The sequence below is a fragment of the Bacillus sp. NEAU-CP5 genome, assembly GCF_026420705.1.
Classification (GTDB): domain Bacteria; phylum Bacillota; class Bacilli; order Bacillales; family Bacillaceae; genus Bacillus; species Bacillus velezensis.
Window position 1 is genome coordinate 63,311 of sequence record NZ_JAPMOV010000005.1, and the last position, 23,218, is coordinate 86,528.

Annotated in this window: 21 protein-coding genes and 1 riboswitch; of the genes, 13 read left to right on the forward strand and 8 right to left on the reverse strand. The window is 46.9% G+C overall.

Going from position 1 to position 23,218, the window contains the following annotated elements; all coding sequences use genetic code 11:
* The first annotated feature begins 31 nt into the window (after positions 1–31).
* The 5 genes from OTK50_RS15710 to OTK50_RS15730 all read left to right on the forward strand — a co-directional run bounded on the left by OTK50_RS15710 (position 32) and on the right by OTK50_RS15730 (position 4,017).
* Positions 32–349, forward strand: coding sequence for a YjdJ family protein (locus OTK50_RS15710; RefSeq protein WP_025284358.1), 318 nt, complete (start codon positions 32–34; stop codon positions 347–349).
* Positions 350–462: 113 nt separating this feature from the next.
* Positions 463–1,149: a PspA/IM30 family protein gene (locus OTK50_RS15715; RefSeq protein WP_015239300.1), complete on the forward strand. Its 687-nt coding sequence runs from the start codon at positions 463–465 to the stop codon at positions 1,147–1,149.
* A gap of 50 nt (positions 1,150–1,199) precedes the next feature.
* Positions 1,200–2,225 carry a TFIIB-type zinc ribbon-containing protein gene (locus tag OTK50_RS15720; RefSeq protein ID WP_007408871.1) on the forward strand — a complete coding sequence of 342 codons (1,026 nt, stop codon included), beginning with the start codon at positions 1,200–1,202 and terminating at the stop codon, positions 2,223–2,225.
* Positions 2,225–2,986, forward strand: coding sequence for a TPM domain-containing protein (locus OTK50_RS15725; protein ID WP_012116978.1), 762 nt, complete (start codon positions 2,225–2,227; stop codon positions 2,984–2,986). Before OTK50_RS15720 ends, OTK50_RS15725 begins: the two co-directional genes overlap by 1 nt.
* 26 nt (positions 2,987–3,012) lie before the next feature.
* Positions 3,013–4,017, forward strand: a complete 1,005-nt coding sequence (locus tag OTK50_RS15730; protein ID WP_020955434.1) for an SPFH domain-containing protein — start codon at positions 3,013–3,015, stop codon at positions 4,015–4,017.
* Positions 4,018–4,058: 41 nt separating this feature from the next.
* On the opposite strand, the gene OTK50_RS15735 is transcribed toward OTK50_RS15730, so the two are convergent.
* From OTK50_RS15735 to OTK50_RS15750, 4 genes are all read right to left on the reverse strand, one after another.
* Complete coding sequence (locus OTK50_RS15735) at positions 4,059–5,990, reverse strand: acyltransferase family protein (protein ID WP_094031555.1); 1,932 nt, start codon at positions 5,988–5,990, stop codon at positions 4,059–4,061.
* 271 nt (positions 5,991–6,261) lie between these two features.
* Positions 6,262–7,122, reverse strand: a complete 861-nt coding sequence (rsiV, locus tag OTK50_RS15740; protein ID WP_038457135.1) for an anti-sigma-V factor RsiV — start codon at positions 7,120–7,122, stop codon at positions 6,262–6,264.
* The gene (locus OTK50_RS15745; protein WP_003155802.1) at positions 7,122–7,619 is read right to left on the reverse strand and encodes an RNA polymerase sigma factor; all 498 of its coding nucleotides are present in this window, start codon (positions 7,617–7,619) and stop codon (positions 7,122–7,124) included. Before OTK50_RS15745 ends, rsiV begins: the two co-directional genes overlap by 1 nt.
* A gap of 188 nt (positions 7,620–7,807) precedes the next feature.
* A complete protein-coding gene (locus OTK50_RS15750) occupies positions 7,808–8,848 on the reverse strand; it encodes a 2,3-butanediol dehydrogenase (RefSeq protein WP_007408876.1) in 1,041 nt (346 codons plus the stop codon).
* Between the two features lie 363 nt (positions 8,849–9,211).
* Between OTK50_RS15750 and OTK50_RS15755 the strand changes: the two genes are divergently transcribed.
* Positions 9,212–9,580: a septal ring lytic transglycosylase RlpA family protein gene (locus OTK50_RS15755; protein WP_014417081.1), complete on the forward strand. Its 369-nt coding sequence runs from the start codon at positions 9,212–9,214 to the stop codon at positions 9,578–9,580.
* A 65-nt stretch (positions 9,581–9,645) separates the two neighbouring features.
* Positions 9,646–10,692: a TolB family protein gene (locus tag OTK50_RS15760; protein ID WP_239033869.1), complete on the forward strand. Its 1,047-nt coding sequence runs from the start codon at positions 9,646–9,648 to the stop codon at positions 10,690–10,692.
* Positions 10,693–10,722: 30 nt separating this feature from the next.
* On the opposite strand, the gene OTK50_RS15765 is transcribed toward OTK50_RS15760, so the two are convergent.
* The 4 genes from OTK50_RS15765 to gabP form a co-directional block, all read right to left on the reverse strand.
* Complete coding sequence (locus OTK50_RS15765) at positions 10,723–10,881, reverse strand: hypothetical protein (protein WP_003155794.1); 159 nt, start codon at positions 10,879–10,881, stop codon at positions 10,723–10,725.
* A 98-nt stretch (positions 10,882–10,979) separates the two neighbouring features.
* Entirely contained in the window at positions 10,980–11,189 is a 210-nt protein-coding gene (locus OTK50_RS15770; RefSeq protein ID WP_007408879.1) for a cold-shock protein, read from the reverse strand.
* A 202-nt stretch (positions 11,190–11,391) separates the two neighbouring features.
* A complete protein-coding gene (gene cotA / locus OTK50_RS15775; RefSeq protein WP_045206917.1) occupies positions 11,392–12,930 on the reverse strand; it encodes an outer spore coat copper-dependent laccase CotA in 1,539 nt (512 codons plus the stop codon).
* A gap of 109 nt (positions 12,931–13,039) precedes the next feature.
* Positions 13,040–14,425 carry a GABA permease gene (gene gabP / locus OTK50_RS15780; RefSeq protein WP_012116987.1) on the reverse strand — a complete coding sequence of 462 codons (1,386 nt, stop codon included), beginning with the start codon at positions 14,423–14,425 and terminating at the stop codon, positions 13,040–13,042.
* A 332-nt stretch (positions 14,426–14,757) separates the two neighbouring features.
* Here gabP and OTK50_RS15785 point away from each other — a divergent pair, with 332 nt between their 5' ends.
* The 6 genes from OTK50_RS15785 to OTK50_RS15810 all read left to right on the forward strand — a co-directional run bounded on the left by OTK50_RS15785 (position 14,758) and on the right by OTK50_RS15810 (position 22,893).
* Positions 14,758–15,720 (forward strand): AAA family ATPase, encoded by a 963-nt coding sequence (locus OTK50_RS15785; RefSeq protein WP_239033868.1) that lies wholly within the window; start codon positions 14,758–14,760, stop codon positions 15,718–15,720.
* Positions 15,720–16,904 carry a DUF58 domain-containing protein gene (locus OTK50_RS15790; RefSeq protein ID WP_239033867.1) on the forward strand — a complete coding sequence of 395 codons (1,185 nt, stop codon included), beginning with the start codon at positions 15,720–15,722 and terminating at the stop codon, positions 16,902–16,904. Before OTK50_RS15785 ends, OTK50_RS15790 begins: the two co-directional genes overlap by 1 nt.
* 18 nt (positions 16,905–16,922) lie before the next feature.
* The gene (locus OTK50_RS15795) at positions 16,923–19,130 is read left to right on the forward strand and encodes a DUF4129 domain-containing transglutaminase family protein (RefSeq protein ID WP_239033866.1); all 2,208 of its coding nucleotides are present in this window, start codon (positions 16,923–16,925) and stop codon (positions 19,128–19,130) included.
* Positions 19,131–19,293: 163 nt separating this feature from the next.
* A complete protein-coding gene (gene guaA, locus OTK50_RS15800; protein WP_007408887.1) occupies positions 19,294–20,835 on the forward strand; it encodes a glutamine-hydrolyzing GMP synthase in 1,542 nt (513 codons plus the stop codon).
* A gap of 103 nt (positions 20,836–20,938) precedes the next feature.
* Entirely contained in the window at positions 20,939–21,472 is a 534-nt protein-coding gene (locus OTK50_RS15805) for a sigma-70 family RNA polymerase sigma factor (protein ID WP_239033864.1), read from the forward strand.
* Entirely contained in the window at positions 21,454–22,893 is a 1,440-nt protein-coding gene (locus tag OTK50_RS15810) for a DUF4179 domain-containing protein (RefSeq protein ID WP_266121956.1), read from the forward strand. Before OTK50_RS15805 ends, OTK50_RS15810 begins: the two co-directional genes overlap by 19 nt.
* A gap of 123 nt (positions 22,894–23,016) precedes the next feature.
* Positions 23,017–23,118: riboswitch (purine riboswitch) on the forward strand.
* The last annotated feature ends 100 nt before the right edge of the window (positions 23,119–23,218 follow it).

Sequence of the window (23,218 nt, forward strand, 5' to 3'; positions counted from 1 at the left end):
TGTGATATTGAACCGCGGAGGAATGTTTTTCATGAAACATGTTTTTCTTATTGTGCAATGCGCGTTTTCTGTTTTTTGTTTTCTTTGTCTCGCCGCTGTCAATTGGTATCAGGGGAGTGAGCTTGTTTCTGATTCGTTTGATTGGAATTATACGGCTAAATTTTCAAAGCTTTTGAATGGGACGGATACGATTACAAGTCCGGAACAGATTTCGCAGCTGGATTTCTTTGTGTATGCGGCGAAGCATTACCCGTTAGTGAGCGGGTTGATGATCGCGCTTTTTATTTATTTTTTGTTCTCACTGTATCTGGTCGTAAAGAATTTCCGCCGGCACAAATGGGCTGAATGAGACTATTTTCATATAAAATACATAAATTTATGAGAAAATGAAACTTTTTTCGAAAAAAACAGTATAGATAACTATGAACTTGTTACTATTTAATTTTGGGAGGAAAATGAAAAATGAGTATTTTAGGAAGATTTAAAGACATCATGTCAAGCAATATCAATGCGCTGCTGGACAAAGCTGAAAACCCTGAAAAAATGGTTGATCAATATTTGCGGAATCTGAACAGTGATTTAGGAAAAGTGAAAGCGGAGACGGCTTCTGTCATGGCTGAGGAACAGCGGGCGAAAAGAGCGTTAACAGAATGCCAGGCTGATGCCGAAAAGATGGAAAGTTATGCGATGAAAGCGTTGCAGGCCGGCAATGAAGCCGATGCGCGGACGTTTTTGGAAAGGAAAGCGGCTGTTGAATCAAGACTGACTGAGCTGCAGACGGCTTATCAGCTCGCTTCTTCCAACGCCTCTCAAATGCGCAAAATGCATGACAAGCTTGTCGCTGATATCGGAGAGCTTGAGTCGCGCCGAAATGCCATCAAAGCGAAGTGGTCTGTGGCAAAAACGCAGGAGAGAATGAACAAATTGGGGTCCTCTGTGTCAAATGCGGGCCAATCGATGACAGCTTTCGGCAGAATGGAAGACAAGGTCAACCAAGCGCTTGATCATGCCAATGCGATGGCTGAGCTGAACGCGTCTCCGAAAGACGATATTGACGATCTGACGGCTAAATATGACAGCAATCAAAGCAGTGTCGATGATGAATTGGCGGCGCTCAAGCAGAAAATGCTTTTCAGTAAAGATCAATAGACAGCGGGCTGCAGCTTTGTCCGATATAAAGAGAAAGTGAGAGAAACAGAATGATCATTTCTTATAAATGCCCGAACTGCGGCGATGATATGGTCTTTGACAGTTCATCCGGCATGCTGACATGTCACAGCTGCGGGCGGCAGGATCAGATTGAAAGCCTGCCAAAGGAGTATATTACGACGAGATTTTCCGAAAATGAGGCGAACGAGTACCGGTGTGAGAATTGCGGCGCGGTATTAATGACTGAGGCGGAAACGACGGCCACGACGTGCGGGTTTTGCGGAGGAGCCGCCGTTCTCGCCGACCGATTGTCGGGAAATCTCGCGCCTTCGATGGTGATTCCTTTTACGATCAGTAAAGAAGAGGCCATGAGCGCTTTTAAAAAGTGGTGCCGAAACGGCCGTCTGACACCGAAAGGATTTATGACTGCCGATCGGGTGAAGAGCATAACCGGCATGTACGTGCCATTTTGGATGTTTGATTTAAACAGCAAGGTTCAGGTCAATGCCGTTTGTACGAGAGTGCATCACTATGAAGATGGAGAATACCGGGTGACGGAGACCGAGTATTACAACGCGTACCGAGATATCAATCTTGATTATCTCAAAATTCCGGTCGACGCTTCAGAAAAAATGAATGATGAATTAATGGACAAATTGGAACCTTACTCATACAGTGAACTGAAGGAGTTTAATACGGCCTATTTAGCGGGATATATAGCGGAAAAGTACAATTATACCGATGACGATCTCTTTCCGCGGGCGAAGGATAAAATCAGCCATTATATTGATTCTTATATCAGATCCACCTTCTCCGGATATACGACGGCTGACATTACGGATGAGCAGATTCAGACCGATAAAATCAGCAGCTTTTACGTACTGCTTCCGGTCTGGATGGTCAGCTACGACTATGAGCGGGCTGAGCACATTTTTGCGATGAACGGGCAGACGGGCAAGGTTGTCGGCAAACCGCCGATCAGTGCCGGAAAAGTGGCCGCGTGGTTCGGCGGCATAACCGCCGGTGCGTTTTTAGCATTAAGACTCGTCTCACTTATGATAGGAGGCGGTTTTTGATGAAAGTATCGATAAAAAAAGCGTGTCTCTTCTGCTTCGTCCTTTTTCTGATGCTGTCTTTTGGTTTACATACATCGGCGTCTGCCGCGGAACAGAAGCAATATGTTTATGACAATGCTCATTTATTAACGAAGGATGAAACGAAGAAACTTGAGGAATTGGCCGGGAAGCTCGGGGCAAAGCGCCATACCGATTTTATCATTCTTACCGCAAACGGAACGGGCGGTAAGGACATCGAGCAGTACGCCGGTGATTTTTATGACAGTCATTTTAGCGGAAGCACGGCGATTTTGACCATTGATATGAAAAAGCGGGAAGTATTTATCTCCGGATATAAAAAGGCGGAGACGTATTTGAATAACAGCCGGCTGAATACGATCAGAAATACGATCTCGTCAGATATTTCCGCAGGCCATTATGAAAAGGCGTTTCAGACCTACATCAAGTTGGCTTATAAAGATATGGGGAAAAGCCCGGACGACAAGTCTGACAATCTGCTGCTCACATGGTGGTTTCAGCTCATTATTGCCGCAGCCGCGGCCGGCATCGCCGTCACTGTGATGGTGTACAATTCCGGCGGCAAGGTCACCGTCACCGGCAGCACGTATATGGATCACGATACGTCTGAAGTGCTGAGCCAGCACGACACATATATCCGAACCGACGTTACAAGAGAAAAAAAGCCTGATAAAGATAATGACAATGACGGCGGAGTCACGAGGGGCGGCACGAGTTACAGCGGAAGCAAGGGAAGTTTTTAAATTATATGTAAAGGATTTGAGCATACATGGGTTTTTTCAGAAATCAGTTAGCAAATGTGGTGGAATGGGAAGAATTCAGAGATGACATGGTTTTCTATAAATGGAACAACCGTGAAATTAAAAAAGGCAGCCGTCTGATCATCCGGCCGGGACAGGATGCCATCTTTTTATACAACGGGAAGATTGAAGGGATTTTCCGTGATGACGGCGATTATGATATCGAATCAGAAATCATTCCGTTTCTATCTACACTAAAAGGGTTTAAGTTTGGCTTTAACAGCGGCATGCGGGCTGAAGTGCTGTTTGTGAATACGAAGGAGTTCACCGTGAAGTGGGGCACAAAAAACGCTATCAACATTCCGGCGGCAGGTATGCCGGGCGGTATGCCGATCCGCGCAAACGGCACATTTAACTTCAAGGTCATTGACTACATCGGATTGATTGATAAGATTGCGGGTGTCAAAGACAGCTATTTAGTGGAGGACATTAAAATCCGGATTACGTCTATTCTCGATCAGCTTTTGATGAAATGGATCACCAGAGAAGGAAAAGACATGTTCAATCTGCAGTCGAATTCCTTTGAAATCGGAAAAGGGATTCAAGAAGATCTTGATATGCAGCTGATCGGAGACGGCATGTCGATTACGGGCTTCAATATTATGAGCTTTAATTATCCGCAGGAAGTTCAGGATATGATTACGAAAAACGCTTCTTACGGCATGGTGGGCGATGTGAACCGCTATCAGCAGATTTCCATGACGGACGGAATGTCATCCGGCAAAATGAGCGGAAGCGGCGCCGCCTCAGACATGGCGGGCATGATGATGGGAATGAATGCGGCAAATCAAATGATGAACCAAATGAACCAAAATCAGCAGAACCAGCCGCAGCAAAATCAAAGTCAGCAGAATCAGGGGACGGCACCGGCGAACGGCTCGGAAGGAGCGGCTAAGCCGAAATTTTGTCCGAACTGCGGAACGAAAACGGAAGGCGCGAATTTTTGCCCGAATTGCGGACAGAAGCTTGCCTGACGATATACGAAAAAGAGGCCTTTTTGGGGCCTCTTTTTTTGTCATGATTTCATTGTTTGAACGATGAGGGATGTCAGCGCTTTAGACCCCTCAGGTATGAGATGGACGCCGTCCGGTGTGAAGTATTCAGGGTGCTGCAATGCTTTTGCGTGCCAATCGACAAGCGTCACATTTTTGCGAGACTCGGCCTGCCGACGCAATGATTCGTTTACTTTGCTTTCCCACTGCCGCGGCACACGCGTGTTGACAAGATAGATATCGGCTTTTGAAAAGGAGCTGATCAGTGATTCAATTTGGCTGTTTGTGAAATAGCCGTTCGTCCCTAACTCGATGATGACCGCTTTGTTCGGCTGATTAAATGACGCATATTCCGAAGTGAGCTGGAGTGCTTGAGAGACTTGTCTTCCTACCTTTCCGTCGATGGTGACATGAGGGAGGGACTGCCGCAGGTATGACGCAATGTCCAGCATCACCGAATCACCGATGGCCAGCACGTCTTGCTGAGGCTGTGTTTGTTTTGGATCAGCCGTTTTTTGAGATGACCGTTCCTTTTTCTCTTCGTTTTTCTTTGTATTTGATTTGTCTGTTGGTTCTTTCTTGTTTTTGTCTGACGCGGTGTCTGTTTTTTCGCCGCCGTGTTTTTTCTTGCTGTCATCTTCTTTTGCCGGTTGATCGTGATCGGCCGTCTTGTGCGAAGAGGCGGCGGTTTCTTGCTGATCATTTTGCGCGTACGTCCATTGCGGCTGTTTTTTCTCTTCGGCTATTCCTGACAGCCCGCCCGCAAATACGAGAATGGCGGCAAGAATAAGGCCGAGCGACATTCTGCTGATGACAGAGGACGTCTTCCATTCCAGAAAGCGGTTCAGAAACACGCGGCGTAAAAATGGCCGGAAGCCCGCAGTGCGGATCGGCTGTTCAATGAAATGGTAAGACAGCTCGGCAAGAATGAAAGTGGCGCCGATTCTGACGGCGCAGTGCCAATAAACCGGATTTCCGATTTCCTGCACGGGTGTGCTCAGTACGAAAACCGGGTAATGCCAAAGGTAGATTCCGTATGATCTCGTTCCGATCCAGCGAAGCGGCTTCCATGAAAGGACATGTCCCAAAAAGCTGCTCGGATGGCATAAACATGCGACAAGAACCGCTGCGGTGATGCTGATCAAAAGCATGCCGCCCTTGTACAGGAAGGGTTCATATTCATCTGTGTAAAAGACGCAAAGCAGCAGCGCGGCAAAAGCGGCAAGCTCCGTCCCGTGAAGCAGGTGTTTCATGCTGCTCGGCAGCCGTTTGGAAGATAATCGTTTCATCGGCCACACTAAAGCTAAAGCGCAGCCGATCAGCAATTCAAATGAGCGGGTATCCGTCCCGTAATAAACGCGGCTCGGATCTCCGCCGGGCACATACATCATACTCATTACGACTGCCGAACATAACGCGAGAAACATGACCGCGGCCGCAAGCCGGGCCCGTGTTTTACATATGTACATTCCCGCAAGCAGCAGGAAGGGCCATATGATATAAAACTGTTCTTCAATCGCCAGTGACCAAAGGTTTTTTAATGGCGAAGGGGAGCCGAAGCTGTCGAAATAAGAAAGTTGATGAAAGATAAACCACCAATTGCTTATGTAAAAAAGTGAGGAGACCGCATCCCCGCGTACGGTATGCAGGAGCTCGCTGTTAAACAATACGACCCAAATGACCGTCGTGATAATCATGAGATAAGCCGCCGGCAGAAGCCGCCTGATCCGGCGCACCCAAAAATCACGCAAATCAAGGGTGATGGCATTGCCTTGGGCAGGCAATATAATAGATGTAATTAAATACCCCGATAAAACAAAAAAGATATCAACACCAATGAAACCGCCGTCGGCCCAGTTAAAATTCAGATGATATGCGATAACTGCGAGGACGGCAAAGGCGCGAAGTCCATCCAGTCCGGGAATATAGCGGTGATGCAGTGACTTGTCTGACATGGTATTCCTCCAATAATGTGTGCGGAAATTCTCGCTGTTTTGCGGATGGCTATGGCAGATTTCTGTACAGTCTTCCATTTGTTCCGTTAATTAGACGCATTCGGAAGGGGATTTTGTTTCAGAAAAAGTGAATGAAATGCTGTGATTTTCTTAAACTTTTCAGCCCCCGTCCGGCGTCTGTTATATGAAAAGGGTCCCTTATGCATCTTGGCTGTTGCGGGACGAAAGAAAAAATCCATGATCTGCGGATATCATGGATTTTTTTCTTTCTTTATCTGATGTAGCGGTCTCCGACAAGCAGCTTGGAGATGACGGAGGTCGGTATTGTAAACTCTGTAACGCCCATATATCCGGGTGCCGCTTCGTATTCATCAAATGAAATAACAAGTTTGTGCTTATCTGTAATATAAAAATTCTGGTCGGCGCGGATGGCTTTAAAAGGCTCCGTCATATCATCATCTTCGACCCAGTATATTTTATTCGGATCTTCTTTCATCTGTTTTTTCATTTGTTCTTTAATATTTTGGCTGATGACTTTAATATAACGGTCATCTTTAAATAAACTCTTTAACGTAAGCACGGCCTCATTCTTTTTATCAATCGTGATGTAACGGCTTTGCGTATAAGAGGAAGCTTGCGTTTTTTCGATATCACGGCGGATTGAGATCAAATCCGCTGTGTCAGTAACGGTCTCATAATCGCTGTAAATACTGAGGTGGCCTTTTTTGCTTTTTGAGGTCGCCTTCATAAATTCCCGATACAGCTCTTTGCTTTCTTTCATATAATGCCGGTTGATGCTGTCTTCGAGTTTATGATCGGAAAGTCCGGACAGAGCGGGCGTTTTCACATCAATGCTTGATTGGTTCTTTTCTTCCTTCATCTCCGTGAATGTGATGGCTTGGACGACTTTGCCGATGACGGGGATTTTAGACATGGCTTGTGCGGCATCCGGATTGATATTGACAACGGCGGTAAATAAGACGGCCGCAGCGACTGCCGCGGATGTCGGCCACATCACGATTCGTTTTTTCTTCGGTTTCTGCTGAAGGGCTTTTTCGACAATGCTGTCCAGTTCCTTAGGAATGGGCACACTTTTATACTCTTCTCTTAATTGTTCTAATCTCTTTTCCATTAAGAAAGATCCTCCTTCGTCAGCTGAATGCGCATGAGCTTCAGCCCCCTGTAAAGGCGTGTTTTGACGGTGTTGATGTTTTCCCCCGTGATGTCCGCGATTTCTTCTAATTTCAGGTCTTCAAAGAAACGCAGAATGATAATGGTTTTATATTGATGCGGCAGGTCATCAAGCGCTTCGTGAAGGTCTGTGTCCTTGTAGTGATCTTCCTTTCCGCGGCTCAAAAACTCGATCGTTTCATCGTCCATCACTTTCAGTTTTTTCTGTTTGCGGAGAAAATCAATGGCCGTGCGCACTAAAATTTTATAAAACCAGCTTTTGATCACATCGGGGTTTTTGACGGATTCGACCGATGTCAGCGCTTTTTGAATTGATTCCTGAACAATATCTAACGCGTCATCCTTGTTCTTTACGTAACTGTACGCAAGCCGGTAAAAGTCTTCCTTGCGCTCAGTTATGCACGTCACAAGCGACGCTTTGGCTGTTTCGTTCTTCATTGCTTCAAAGGGCTCCTTTTTTAAAAATACGTATCATAGGCTGCTGCCTAAGGATAGACGGGACAGGGTGAAAAATAGTTTGCGCAGAGGGGATCATTTTTAAAAGGAAAAGGAAGGAAAGACGAAGAGGTGAAAAAAAGAGCCGGAACGGCTCTTTTTCGGATGTGTCTGATATTCAGCTGAACGGTTTAGTTCGGTTTGACTAAGATTTTCACTTGGTTTTTCTCTTTGATTAAAGCGCCGAAGCCTTCTTCAATCAGATCGTCGAGCACGATTTTTTTCGTGACGAGCTTATCTGCTGAGAAGTAGCCCTCTTTCATCAGTGCAAGAACGGAAGGGAAGATGTCACGGTATCCGATAATGCCTTTTACGGTCCGTTCTTTGATGACGATATCGTTCGGATGAATTTCCGCTCCTTTTTCCCAGATGCTGACGATAACCGTTTCACCGGCAATGTTTGTTGACTGGATCGCCTGGCGGAGAACGACTGGAACGCCTGTTACTTCATAAGAAACATCAACGCCTCCGTTTGTGCGTTTAGCGATTTCTTCAACGACATCGTCCGTTTTTGACGGATCAATAATGATAGCGCCGAGTTCTTTCGCTTTTTCCTGACGTTCCGGTGAAAGTTCAACCGCGTAAATATCTGTGGCGCCGGCCGCTTTCAGGGCTTCAATCACAAGCAGCCCGATCGGTCCGCAGCCAAAAACTGCCGCCTTGTCGCCCGCTTTTAATTTGCTTTGGCGGACGGCGTAAAGCGCTACCGCTGACGGCTCAACAAGCGCGCCCTGTTCGTAAGAAAGCTCTTCAGGAAGCTTAAACAGCAATTCTTCGTCAACGGACACATATTCAGAAAATCCGCCGCCGCCTCCGGCTAAGCCTAAGAACCCCATTTGTTCATCAAGGTTATAGGCTCCCTGATGTCCGTGTGTGGCAAAAATCGGTTCCACGACGACACGGTCGCCGACGCTGTAATTTTTGACGCCTTCGCCCACTTCCACGACTTCTCCTGAGAATTCGTGGCCCATCGTGACGGGCGCCATTTCGTTTGTTAACGGATGAGGTTTGCCGACCGGAATAAAGATCGGGCCTCCCAAATATTCATGAAGGTCGCTTCCGCAAATCCCGCACCATTTGACTTTAATTTTGACTTTACCCGGTTCTGCTTTAGGTTCATCAATGTTTTCGATTCGAATGTCTTTTTGATTGTGCCATCTTGCCGCTTTCATTGATTATCACTCCTAGTCTGATTGAAACGAGTATAGGTACATGATCAATATGAACCACGGTTAAAAGGAATAAAGTGCCTGCTTCCTAAAGCCTGATTTCTCAAAATATATCATATTATGCAACTATCAATAGGCCTTATAAAAAGTCCATATTGAATGCAGAAATACTCTATGAATATTATAACGCTAATGAATTAAATTTTGTAGTATAATTTACCATGGAATTATATAGAACAGGAAATTGTGCCGTCGTTATGTGCATGTCTCATCACGTTGTAATGAACATGTAAAGTGATTGAAATATTATAATCGTCTTCTTGGTGTATAATTTTGCCTAGAATAAAGAATCAGGAGGACGAAAGCTTGAAGAAGTTATTCTTAGCCTTATTGATTTTAGCAGGAAGCACGCTGGGAGCGATCAGTTACTCTTCTGATGCAAGTGCTAAAAAAGTGAACGGAAATATTACATGGTATAATGGAGTCGGTAAAAAAGGATCGTCCGGTAAAAAACTGGGACACTGGGATTGCGCGACAAAATTAGGATTTGACGTTCCGAGAAACGGAACGAAAATCAGAGCTTATGCAAAAGCAAAACCGAAAAAGGTTATCACCGTGTACAAAAATGATGTAGGCCGTATGCCGAATGCCGTATTGGATGTCAGCCCGAAAGCGTTCAAAGCGCTCGGATATCCATTAAGCAAAGGAAGAGTATCCGGACACTACAGCTATTAAAATAGACCATCTTAAAAAGCAAGGACACTGATTCTTGCTTTTTCTGATTGACGGAGAGATTGATAATGAAGAAGAAACGATGGATCTGGATGTTGCTGGCCGCCGTTTTGGCGGCGGCGGTCATCGCGTCCGTTTTACTGATTAAAGGAAAAAGCGACGGCGGCGGAAAAGCCGTTGTCTCCGGCGGCCATGACAAGCTGCTTGTTTCCATTACAGACAAAGATCTGATGACGAAATATTACGAAGACAGCCGCGTGCTGTACGAGGAAAAGCTTTCGGCATATCCGGCGTTTGCGCTGGATGACGCCCATCAGGTGCTCTATTTTGTCGGGAATAATGACCAAAATGAGATGCGTCTGTATAAGCTTGATCTGAAGACGAAAAAGAAGACGGTGCTTTATAAAGGAACGGCAAGCGCTGACAGTCTGTTTTTATCAAAAGATCTGTCGCACATTTATTTCCGTCTCGGAAAAGCGGATGAAGATATTTTCCGTCTCGCATCTTTTGATTTGAAAACGAAACGTTATGAAAATCTGTATCCCGCCGCCGATGAGAAAGACGACAGTGTGAGCAGCTTCTTTTATAACCGCAGCCAAAACGATTTTGCGCTTCTGCATTATTCCGTGAAAGAGGATTATCAAAAAACGGATGAGGCAAATGAGAAGGGGATTGACCCTGAACCGACGAATATCCGGTTTGCAGCAGGAGCTGGCGAACACCTTCAGGATCTGACAAACCTTGAACAGTTTATCAGCGACGTGGCGGTGTCACCGGACGGAAAGAACCTTGTCTTTACATCTTATATCCAAAAAGGGACGGAACAAAAAGCGTCCATCCGTCTGATGAATGTCAAAACGAAAAAAGATGAAACGATTATCTCAAACGGGAAGGACTTCACTCCGCTGATTGATGCCCAGCCTCAGTTTTCTAAAGACGGCAGCATCATTTATTTCATGGCGGAAGCAAAAGGCGCTAAGCGTCTTAAGGATGAAACGGGGCGGAATGCGAAGGTCCGGACCATTTATGCTTATCATTTGGATACGAAAAAATGCGAAAAAGTCTGGGAAAATGACAACGGCATTATCAACAGTTTTTCCGTCATCCAATCATGAAAAAAACACTCAGCGCCCGCTGGGTGTTTTTTAATGAACAAAGCTGGCTGCGGCTGAGGCGAGCCATTTGAAAAAACGGAGAATCGGAACGGCAAAATGGAGCGTTTCGATGAATGACTGTGCGGCAAGGTTCATTTTCCGCCGTTTTGCCATTTCCTTCAGATCTTTCTGCTGCCGATCGTTTTTCATGTTCATTGCTCCTTTACATCATAAAAGGACACGATAACGCAAAGGCCTCTCATGAGACATGGAGGCCTTCTCTATGTTGAGACTCGTAAAAGGGAGGTCTAACTTGATGCCGTTTGATTATTGTTTTGGAGATTTACCAACGAACGGACGCCGTCGATCATTTTACTGCCGCAAAGGGGGCAAGTCGGGGTATCACTGCCGGCAAAATTCTTTCTGCTCCAGCCGATACAGTCCTCTTTTGTGCATTCCCACGTACTGACATCTTCTTTAGGCAGCGGTTCCTGATTACGTTTGTTGTAGTAAGACATAAAGTCACTTCTTCCCTTATGAATTTTCGTGCACTCCTTCATTGTCTCATACTTTTCCCTAATCTCCTAATTCCTTTTTCTATCCAGATTTCCAATGAGGGTGCATCGTCTTCCTGTTATTACAGTATATGCAAATAAGTGTCTTCTTATTTTTTCTTTTTGGATAAATAAAAAATCCCCTTCTGGAGGGGGGGGTGTTTGTTTACTGCTTATCCGTGACGTCCATCGGTCTCATCATGTCGTAATCTTCGTGCTCTAAAATATGACAGTGCCATACGTAGCGTCCGCTGTAAGGAGCGAAGGTCGCCGCGATTCTGATGACCTCTCCCGAGTGCGCCTGCACGGTATCTTTCCAGCCTTTTTCACTTGGAGGAGGCGGGACGGCTGGCCCTGTATACACAATGTCGCCGAATTTGTTATAACGCTCTAAGTCAAAAGGACGCCGGTCAAGGATTTGGAAGGAAACAAGGTGCAGGTGTATCGGATGGGTTCCCCCCATCGGATTGACAATCGACCAGATTTCCGTTGTGCCGAGCTTCGGCGCCTCTGTCACAGGATCATGCCATCGCTTGTTATTCAGCGTCAAAACGGGCCGGCCGTATTTGTCTTGCGTATTTGTAAGTTTAAGCGTCCTGATATTGTGTATTCTCTTTGATGTCACATTAGGCATTGTTGAAAGATATTTAGGCTTCCGGCTTGTGTCTTCTCCTTTCAGCGGTTTTGTGACGCGGAATTGCATCACATTGGCGTCTGTATCCGGATCGGCGTCGCCCCCGCAGCCGGTGCCGTTCGTTAAAATGATATGTTCTCCGTCAAAGGCGGAGAAATCGATGAGCACATCATACCGCTCTGCCGGGGCTAAGCTGATAGATTGTGTTTTGACAGAGCGGGGAAGCAGTCCGCCGTCAGAACCGATCTGGATAAACTTCCCGCCGTTATTGAGCGAGAGAGAAAATGTTCTTGTATTGGAGGCATTAAGGATGCGGAAACGATATGTCCGCGGTTCAACTTCCATATACGGCCACGCTTTACCATTAACGAGAATGGTATTTCCGCAAAAAAACGGGACGATGGAAGGATCGGGCAGCGTTTCGGAAGGGTTAGCAGGTCCGCTCGGATAAGACAAGGAACCGTCGTCATTTAACGTGCGGTCCAAAATCATAAGCGGTACGTCATACTCTCCGGAGGGAAGCTTCAGCTGCTTTTCTTTTCGCTCGCGAATGATATACATCCCGGCAAGCCCGGCGTACACATTGAGCCTCGTAATCGCCATGGCGTGATCGTGATACCATAACAGAGCCCCGCGCTGTTTGTTTGGATAATGGTATACCTCTTTCTCAAAATAAGGACCCGTTTCCTTAAAATCCTTTGTGAACCATGCTTCCGGGTAGCCGTCGCTGTCCGGCGGGGTTGCTCCTCCGTGTAAATGGACGACGGTTTTGACATCGGGTTCCTGATGGCCGCTTTCTGAATGGTGAATGGTATGATCCACAGGCAGAAAATGCTTATCCGGAAGGTCATTCATCCATTTAATATAGACGTTCTCATCTTGGTTCACGTCGATCGTCGGACCGGGAAATAAACCGTTATACCCCCACAGCCGGGTCGGCGGGAGATCGCGGTGCAGCTTGTGAAAGCATTCCTTCATGGTGACTTCATAATACGTGCTGCCGTCTGATTTCTTCTGCGGCTGGAGTGTTTCGATGATCGGCAGTTCATCTGCAAATTTTTCTAGTGCCATTTTTCATCCTGTCCTTATCATTTATTGAAATCCTGTACTACAGTTAATGCTGCCTTGAACAGGTTGGTTAAAAAAACACCCGCCCTTTTTTGAGGGGGGGTGTTTGCGGTTATTGCGCAACCCGGCTTTCGGAAGCGCTCTCTTTCGGTTTTTGTTTTTTGCGGAATACATATGAGGCAAGTACCAGCAGAGTAATAAATCCTGTCAGCAGAAATTCAGACCGCATTGAACTGATAAACAGCATAGATAACAAGATGGCGCAAATGGCGATGATCGTCAGGTAGGTTAAGTACGGATAGAACCACATTTTGATTTTAAGAGATTCAGGGTTTGTCCGTTCGATTTTCTTTCTCATTCTCAGATGTGAGACGGCGATAACGAGATAAACGAGCAGTGCGATCGCCCCTGATGAATTGACCAGGAACAAAAATACGGAGTCGGGAGAAAAGTAGTTCATAACAACGGCAATATAGGAGAAAAAGGTGCCGGCGATAATGGCTTGAACCGGTACGCCTCTTTTACTCAGTTTCATAAAACGCCGCGGCGCTTCATTTCGCTCTGCCAGTGAATACAGCATCCGTGACGTCGTATAAAGCCCGGAGTTCAGGCAGGACAGAACGGCTGTCAGGACGATGAAATTCATGATTTGAGCGGCTGCGGGAACCCCGATATGGCTCAAAACGGCAACGAAGGGGCTTTCCAAAATATTGGCTGAATCCCACGGCAGCAGTGTGACCACAACCGCAATGGAGCCGACGTAAAAAATAATGATCCGCCAAACGACTGAGCGGGTCGCCTTCGTGACGGATTCGACCGGATTTGACGTTTCTCCGGCTGCGATTGCGACGATTTCAGATCCCATGAAAGAAAAAATGACAACGACGATGCCGAGCAGAACGGAACTTGGACCTTTAGGGAAAAATCCGCCGCTGCCCGCCAGATTTTCCAGCCCGACCGGTTTGCTGCCGGGGACGATTCCGAAAATGAACGCAAATCCCGCGATTAAGAAGACAACGATCGTCGCTACCTTCACTAAGGAAAGCCAGTATTCAAATTCGCCGAACGATTTAACTGAATAAATATTCGTCAGTGTTAACAGCACGGTCAGAAGCAGACTCGTCAGCCATAACGGAATGCCCGGGAACCAGTACTGTATGATTCCGGCGCCTGCAATGGCTTCAATGGCAATGACGATGACCCAGAAAAACCAATACAGCCATCCGATCGTAAAACCGGCCCAAGGACCGATGGCGTCATGCGCGTACTGTGAAAACGAACCGCTTGTCGGGTTGACGGAGGACATTTCCCCCAGCATTCTCATAATAAAAATCACTAATAGTCCTGCTAATGCGTAGGAGACAATCGCTCCGGGTCCGGTGGAATGAATGACGGATCCGCTTCCGACAAATAATCCGGCGCCGATCACGCCGGCAATTGAAATCATAGTCATATGCCGGGTTTTTAATCCCTTTGATAAAGAGTTAGGCTGATTCATTCTTTGCCTCCTTTTGGTTTGTTTATGCTGAATATTCCGACAAGTATTATTCTATCATAAATGCTACAAGCAGTTGAAAATGATGTAAGAAAATATGACATTTTTTCTCGTCCGTACAGCAGAAAGTGCCGGGATGAAAGAGGACATGCCATTGACCATTCACACGTTCATATGGAGCCTCTCCAGCTGAAATAAAGCTTCCTTCCTAAAGGGAGCTTTTTCCTTTTGGGGCTGGAAACAATTCGCTGGAAACGTTTTTTTATACTGTTTATATTTTGTGGTAAAGTTAGGTTACGATAATTGAAATTTGAGAGATGACTAGGAGGAGAAGAATGGCTTATAAAGAAGAGCTGCATCCGCTGCTGGAGAAAGCCGTTGAGCATATTGAAAACATCATCATAGGAAAACGGGATATCGCCATACTCAGTCTGGCCGCCATTCTCGCAAAAGGGCATGTGCTGCTGGAAGACGTGCCGGGAGTCGGAAAAACGATGATGGTCCGCGCTTTGGCCAAACTGATCGGAGCTGACTTTAAGAGGATTCAGTTCACGCCGGATCTTCTGCCGTCAGATGTGACGGGTGTCTCTATTTATAATACGAAAACGATGGAATTTGAATACCGCCCTGGACCGATCATGGGGAATATCGTGCTGGCTGATGAAATTAACAGAACCTCTCCGAAAACGCAGTCTTCCCTGCTTGAGGCAATGGAGGAAGGGAATGTCACGATTGACGGAAAGACAATGCGGCTGGCTGAGCCGTTTTTCGTCATGGCCACACAAAACCCGGTTGAATATGAAGGAACGTATCCGCTTCCCGAAGCCCAGCTTGACCGGTTTTTATTTAAGCTGCGCATGGGCTATCCGACTGCCGAGGAAGAGCTTCGGGTTCTGTCTTTGCAGGAAGGGCGCAATCCGCTTGAAACAATCGAGCCCGTCATTTCTAAAGAACAGTTTATCAGCCTTCAGCAAAAACTGGAGCAGGTGCGGGTGGATGATGGAATAAAAGCGTATATCGTCGGCATTACTCAGCATACCCGCCGGCATCCGTCCGTACATCTGGGCGTAAGTCCGCGCGGTTCAATCTCATTAATGAAAGCCGCGCAGGCGTACGCGCTGCTTCATGACCGCGATTACGTCATTCCTGATGACGTCCAGTATTTGGCTCCGTATACGCTGCCGCACAGAATGACCCTGACCGCCGAGGCGAAATTTAACGATGTGACGCCGGAAGCGGTTATAGAAGACATCATGCAAACGGAAAAAGTCCCGGTCCAAAGGATGTCGGTCCGCTAATGAGAAAGAAGATGCATTGGCTTCTATATGGCTGGAAGCTGCTTATGTTGGCCGTACTGACGGCGGCTGTCTTTTCTTATGCCATGTTTCAGGGCGGATTTGTGAGCTGGTTTTTATTTTATGCGTTTTTGCCGTTTACCGTTTACGCCGGGCTGGTCGCTGTGTACCCGCTGCGGGCGTTTCAGGTGACGCGTGACGTGTCCTCCGCCCAGTTAACCTCAGGCGACGGGCTGTCTGTCACCATCAGGCTGACGAGGCGTTTGCCGTTTCCGCTGACATATATGGTCATTGAAGATGTGATGCCGGAAACGCTTGGCGAGAGGCGCAGTGCGAAACAGCTCGTGTTTCCATGGTTTCAAAGGAAGCTGACGTTACAATATGAGCTGCCGCAGGTGCCGCGCGGAGAGCATCATTTACATACGATAAGAGTGCGGACGGGAGATGTTCTCGGGCTTTTGGACAAGACGGCGTCGTTTTCCGTTACGGATACGGTTCTGGTTTTCCCGGCGTACGGGTCTGTTCACTATAAGCCGCAGGCTGCCTCCGGGGAAGAGGGTGCGGCTGCCGGCGCTCCGTTTCAGGTACACCGCTCCGCAATGGCTGCGAGCGTCAGAAATTATCAGCCGGGCGACCGGTTTTCCGCACTTGACTGGAAAACATCGGCGCGGCGAAATGAGCTGATGACGAAGGAATTTGACCCGCTGCAGAGTGTGAATATGATTCTCCTTTTGGACTGCAGGCCGTCCCCATCGTTTGAAGCCGCGGTATCCGCTTCGGCATCCCTGCTTTACACGGCGCTTGTGAAGGGCTCTCCCGCAGGATTTATTTCATTGGGGAGCGACCGGACCGTATTTCCCGTCCGGGAGGGAGACCGGCATTTCAGAAAGATGCTGCGTTACCTGGCATCAGCTTCAGAATCGGAAGAAGCCGATGCAGGCGGGCGTTTAGGAAAAGAGCTGGCGGATCCGCGCGTCCGCAAAGCTTCCATTGCCGTCGTGACGGGCAGTCTTACAGAAGACCTTCTCAAACAGGCTGGGCCCGGCCGTGCTGACATGACGGTGTTTTTGGCGAAAGAAACGAATGCCGCGCTTTCGGAGAAAGAACGGAAACTCGCTCTCATCTTCGCTCAAAAAAATATTAAGGTGCAAATGATCAGGGACAAACGGGTGTCCCATGTTGTTTAGAAAGAGAGGTGGCGCGCCATGCCGCATGACGAGAACCAGGGAAGCAGGCTGAGTCTGCTGCTGTTTTATTTTCTCGCTTTTTTATTGTTATGGGAATGGCTCAGGCCGCTGCACAATTTTACGGATACAAAACATACAGGTTTTTTCATCGTTTTTATCGGTTTGGCATTTCTGCTGTCATTCTTCCGGATGAGGTGGTACGTCACCGTGCCGTCCTGCATTCTGTTTACGTTGATCAGTATTCACATCCTGTTTTATAAAGATTCGGTTTTTCAGCCGGAATGGCTCGTTTCTTTTTTGCGGGACGTGATGCAAAATGCCCGCCACATCGGGTCCGGAAGATGGAATGATATGAATCCGTCATTCCGCACGTTGCTGTTTTTTGTGCTTTTATGGCTGCTCGTGTATTTGCTGCATTACTGGGTGATCTATCAGCGGAAAATATTATTCTTTTTTATCATGACGGTGGCGTATATCACCGTGCTTGATACGTTTACTCCTTATGATGCCGCGTACGCCGTCATCCGGATCGTCTTTATCGGCTTTTTGATGATGGGGCTTTTGTATATGGAGCGCATCCGGCTTACGGAACATATAGCGTTTAAAAAAAGATTGATACTCAAATGGTTTCTGCCGCTGATGCTGTTTATCTGCGCTTCCGTCGTGTTCGGTCTGGCGGCTCCGAAATCAGACCCGAACTGGCCGGACCCCGTGCCGTTTCTTAAAAAAATAACAAACCACAAAGAAGTGCCCGCCGCCGAAAGCAAAATCGGCTACGGCAATCATGATGAAACATTGGGCGGCCCTTTTCAGCAGGATGATACGCCGGTTTTTACATGGAAGGGAAAAGAACGGGCGTACTTCCGGGTGGAAACGAAGGATACATACACGGGGAAAGGCTGGGTGGAGACGGATCAGGGCATGTCCTATAAACTGAACGGCGGCAACGTGGAAGATATATGGTTTGACCGGAGTGTGCAGACGAGACGGTATACGGCACAGGTGTCCATTGATGAGAATTATCTCTATAATCACGTCATGTATCCGATCGGCGTCTCCAATATTAAACCGAAGCACTCGATTCAGCTTGAAATGAACGGAAACACCGAGCAAATTACGCCGGTCAGTGAGCAAGTGGGCAACATCCGCAATATGGGACGGTACACGGTGACTTTTCAGGCGCCAGTCTTTAAGCTGAATGATCTCAGAAAAGTGAAAGTGAAACGATACCGTGAGCAGAATCAATTCAATGACCGGTATTTACAGGTCCCCGACAACCTTCCGAAAAGAGTGAGACAGCTTGCGGACAGACTGACACGGGATCATCATAATATGTTCGATAAAGCGAAGGCGATCGAGGATTATCTCGGATCTTCCGCATTTTCGTATAATACACAGGATGTCGCGGTTCCGGAGCACAATCAGGATTATGTCGATCAATTTCTGTTTGAAACGAAAAGAGGATATTGTGATAACTTTTCATCGGCAATGGCGGTGCTGCTCCGCTCCGCGGGAATTCCCGCCCGTTGGGTGAAGGGCTATACATCCGGCGAATATAAAGGGGCAGGCGACCATAACGGCCACATTTATGAAGTCACAAACAACAACGCCCATTCGTGGGTAGAAGTGTATTTTCCCGATCAGGGCTGGGTGACGTTTGAGCCGACAAAAGGCTTCACCAATCCGACGGAGTTTACGTCAGAGCAAAATCATACCGCGGCAAAAGACAGCGGAGGCTCAGCGGGGAATTCGGATTCACCGTCTGACAAGCAGCGTCAGGAAACAAAGCCGGAAAAAGAAGAAACACCGAAAAAGCGGGATCACAATGCGGCACCGCAGCCTGTGATCCGCAACAAAACCGCGGCACACCTGTGGCCGTATGCAGCCATCGTCATCGTGATTTCAGCCGCGGCGGCACTCGCCTGGCTGTTCCGGGCGCGCTGGATTCCGCACGTTACAGCAGCCAGATTGAAGCGGCGAACGGATGAAGACGTCTTTTTCGACGCATATGCCGCGCTGCTCCGCCAGCTGAAACGAAAAGGATTCAGCAGAGGGGACGGAGAAACGCTGCGCGATTTTGCCGCGAGGATTGACGAGGCATACGGTACAAACGACATGTCCGAGCTGACGCTACGCTATGAGCGGGCCTTATACCGCAGGGATAATGCCGCAAAGCTTTGGAATGAATCGGGACAGTTGTGGGAAAATATAATTAAAACAAGATAGTCTTGACCGCATATCGTCCTGTTGTTAGAATAAATGAATGTTAAATGGGAGCCCGGGAGCGTTAAAAAGCCGGGCTTCCGTACAAGTCTTGCGCGACAGAGGGCTGAACGTTTGTCCTCCGTTTTTTCTGTGTCAAAAACTTAGAGGAGATTAGGTGACAACCATGACGAAGTTAGTGAATGAAATGATTCTTGTTCTTGATTTCGGCAGTCAGTATAACCAGCTGATTACCCGCCGGATCCGTGAATTTGGCGTATATAGCGAGCTGCACCCCCATACGTTGACAGCTGAGGAAATCAAAGAAATGAATCCAAAAGGAATTATCCTTTCAGGCGGACCGAACAGTGTATATGATGAAGGATCTTTCCGCTGTGACGAAAAAATCTTTGAACTCGATATTCCTGTATTAGGCATCTGCTACGGCATGCAGCTGATGACTCATTACCTCGGAGGAAAAGTCGAGGCGGCAAGCCAGCGCGAATACGGAAAAGCGAACATTCAGATTCAAGGAACTCCTGACTTGTTCAAGGATCTTCCGGAAGAACAGGTTGTGTGGATGAGCCACGGCGATTTGGTTGTAGAAGTTCCTGAAGGCTTCACTGTTGACGCAACAAGCCATCACTGCCCGAATTCAGCGATGAGCAAAGCGGACAAGAATTGGTACGGCGTTCAGTTCCACCCGGAAGTGCGCCACTCTGAATACGGCAATGATCTTCTGAAAAACTTTGTATTCGGCGTTTGCGATTGTGAAGGCAAATGGTCAATGGAAAACTTTATCGAAATCGAAATGCAAAAAATCCGTGAAACAGTCGGAGACAAGCAGGTTCTTTGCGCGCTAAGCGGCGGTGTTGATTCCTCTGTTGTGGCTGCTTTAATTCATAAAGCGATCGGCGACCAGCTGACTTGTATTTTCGTCGATCACGGCCTGCTTCGTAAAGGCGAAGCTGAAGGCGTCATGAAAACGTTCAGCGAAGGCTTTAATATGAATGTCATTAAAGTTGATGCGAAAGACAGATTCTTAAACAAGCTGAAAGGTGTTTCTGATCCTGAGCAAAAACGCAAAATCATCGGCAACGAATTCATTTACGTGTTTGATGATGAAGCGGACAAGCTTAAAGGCATCGATTACCTTGCGCAAGGAACGCTTTACACGGATATTATCGAGAGCGGTACTGCAACGGCGCAAACGATCAAATCGCATCACAATGTCGGCGGACTTCCTGAAGATATGCAGTTTGAACTGATCGAGCCGCTGAACACCCTTTTCAAAGACGAAGTGCGTGCGCTTGGCACAGAGCTCGGCCTTCCGGATGATATCGTATGGCGTCAGCCGTTCCCGGGCCCTGGACTTGGCATCCGCGTACTCGGTGAAGTAACGGAAGAAAAACTTGAAATCGTTCGTGAATCAGACGCGATTCTTCGTGAAGAAGTGGCGAACCACGGCCTAGAGCGCGACATCTGGCAGTACTTCACGGTTCTTCCTGATATCCGCAGCGTAGGCGTCATGGGAGATGCGAGAACGTATGATTACACAATCGGTATCCGTGCCGTAACATCAATTGACGGCATGACATCTGATTGGGCGCGTATCCCTTGGGATGTGCTTGAAGTGATTTCGACACGGATCGTCAACGAAGTGAAACACATCAACCGCGTCGTGTATGACATTACGAGCAAGCCGCCTGCAACGATTGAGTGGGAATAAATGAAGATAAAAAACGTCTCTTTTTAAAAAAGAGGCGTTTTTTTTCATCTTTTTGAAACCGTTTTGTCCCGATTCATATCTAACAGCATAGGAGGTGGATAAGGTGAAGGAAGAACGATTGATCAAAAAGGCGAAAAAAGGTGATGCCGCAGCCTTTGAAAAACTGATCACAGCACACCAGGATACTTTATATAAAACAGCTTATCTCTATTTGCATCACAAGGAAGATACACTGGACGCTGTTCAGGAAACGGCTTACAAGGCTTTTCTTCATATCGCGCAGCTGAAGGAGCCGAAATATTTTAAAACGTGGCTGATCCGGATTTTGCTTCATACGATTTTTGCGATGAGGAAAAAGCACGGAGACGTCATTCCGTTTGAGCCGCAACATGATACGCGCGCGGAGAATAAGAACATTGAAGAATACATAGATCTTCGGAATGCCCTGGAAACCCTTGACGAACATATACAGCTGACCATTCAGCTTTATTATTTTCAAGATTTCTCGATTGCTATGATCGCTGAACAGACCGGTATGGCGGAAGGCACTGTAAAAACGCATCTCCACAGGGCGAGAAAAGCATTGAAGCAGGAGCTGGAAAAGGAGGATAAACAAATATGGAAAAGCATCAAATGAAGCAATTGTATCAGGACATTGACGTGCCGAAAGCTGAATTGAGAAACGTGATACATAGCGCCGCTGTCCGTGCCGGAAAAGAAGGCGCCGTCAGACGGAGATGGGGACGAAAAGTAATAAACGGCCTCGCGGTTGCTGCTGCTTTGTTTATTCTGTATCTGTCCTCAGGCTTGTTCATGCCCTCCGTTAATACGGCTATGGGAAACATCCCTGTTGCCGGGCAGATTTACAGGGTATTTCAGGATAAGGCAGGTTCTGCGCTGTTTAAAAGCAATTTGGTGACAAAACTGAATGAGAAAGCAGAATCACGCGGAATCACGGTTACAGTGAAAAGTGTGTATTACGACAGCGGACAGCTCGTTTACAATTTTACCGTTGACAATTTGAAATCAGATGAGGAGAGCATCTCTTTTCAAGTTGATTATAAAGATCCACGGAATATGTTAGCAGAGGATTATGACAGCAGTGATATGAAAAAAATGAAAGACGGGCAGTACGGGGGGCAGCTTCGCTTTTTTGCGGACGGCTCAAAGCTGAAAGACGGTGATAAGCTTCCGCTTGTCATTACACAAATTAAGGATATCCCCGGAAACTGGCGCTTTACACTTCCGGTCAAAAAACAAAAGTCCGTTTCTCTTGAAGGAACGAAAGCTGTGAATGTAAACGGGTTATACCGCTTTTTCGATATCCGGGCGGAAAACGGAACGATGGGATCGGCTCTCCTGTATTCAGTCGACTTTCAAGATGCCGCTAAAAATGATGCCATCTCGATTGACGAGGCATCGGATGATGCTGGAAACCATTATGAAATGACGATGTCGAATATTGAACTTGGCAACAGGAAGAACCTTCCCGGCGGCGGGAAAAGAGTACGTGGCCAAACTCAATTCAGCAAACCGATAGACCCGAAAGCGAAAACACTTTTCATAACGGGTAATTTAAAATCAGAATCAGAGCCGGGAGAAATCGTCCCTCTGAAAACAAAACTGCCCGCCAGCTATAAAACGAAACATCATCATGTCGGCATTACCATCAAAAAGATCAAACAGCAAGGCAGACGGGTGATCGTCGATTATCAATTCACAGGAATTAATGACAGCAAAACGGATAAAGATCAGCTGATGAATGTCGGTGAGTCTATCGGTCTCGGCAATACGAAAAAAATGAAAACCTGGCCATCGCTTAATGAGTATGAAAAAGGCTATTATCTGAAAGGGAATAAGGCGAAAGTCACGAACCTTAAAACGGGTGAAATGGAATCCGTTTTTGAATTGGATGATTCAACCAATAAAGACTATTCATTGCGCGATTTTTCATTCGATTCATATGCTTTGTACGTCAATCAAACGGTTATGAACTTGCTGGCCGATGACAGCGGAATCACATTCGCGGTGCCGGTCGGGCCTGCCGACGGAAAATGATGTCGGGAAGGCGGCTTTTGCCGTCTTCCATTTTTGGTCAATTAACGAATAAACCAAATTTTTTTAACGGGATTGTTCGTTTTTTTTATTGAGTTTTCAAAATTGAATTGATACAATAGACTCAGAAATCAAATATGCAGATATCGTATAATGGCGGGGATATGGCCCGCAAGTTTCTACCAAGCTACCGTAAATGGCTTGACTACGGATCAATCTCAATCGTTTGATATAAATAATCCATTCTTATTTATTCAGACTGAACGTATGTAGTCAAGCGTCCCAAATGTATTTGGGGCGTTTTTTATTTGGCGGATAACGGGCAGAA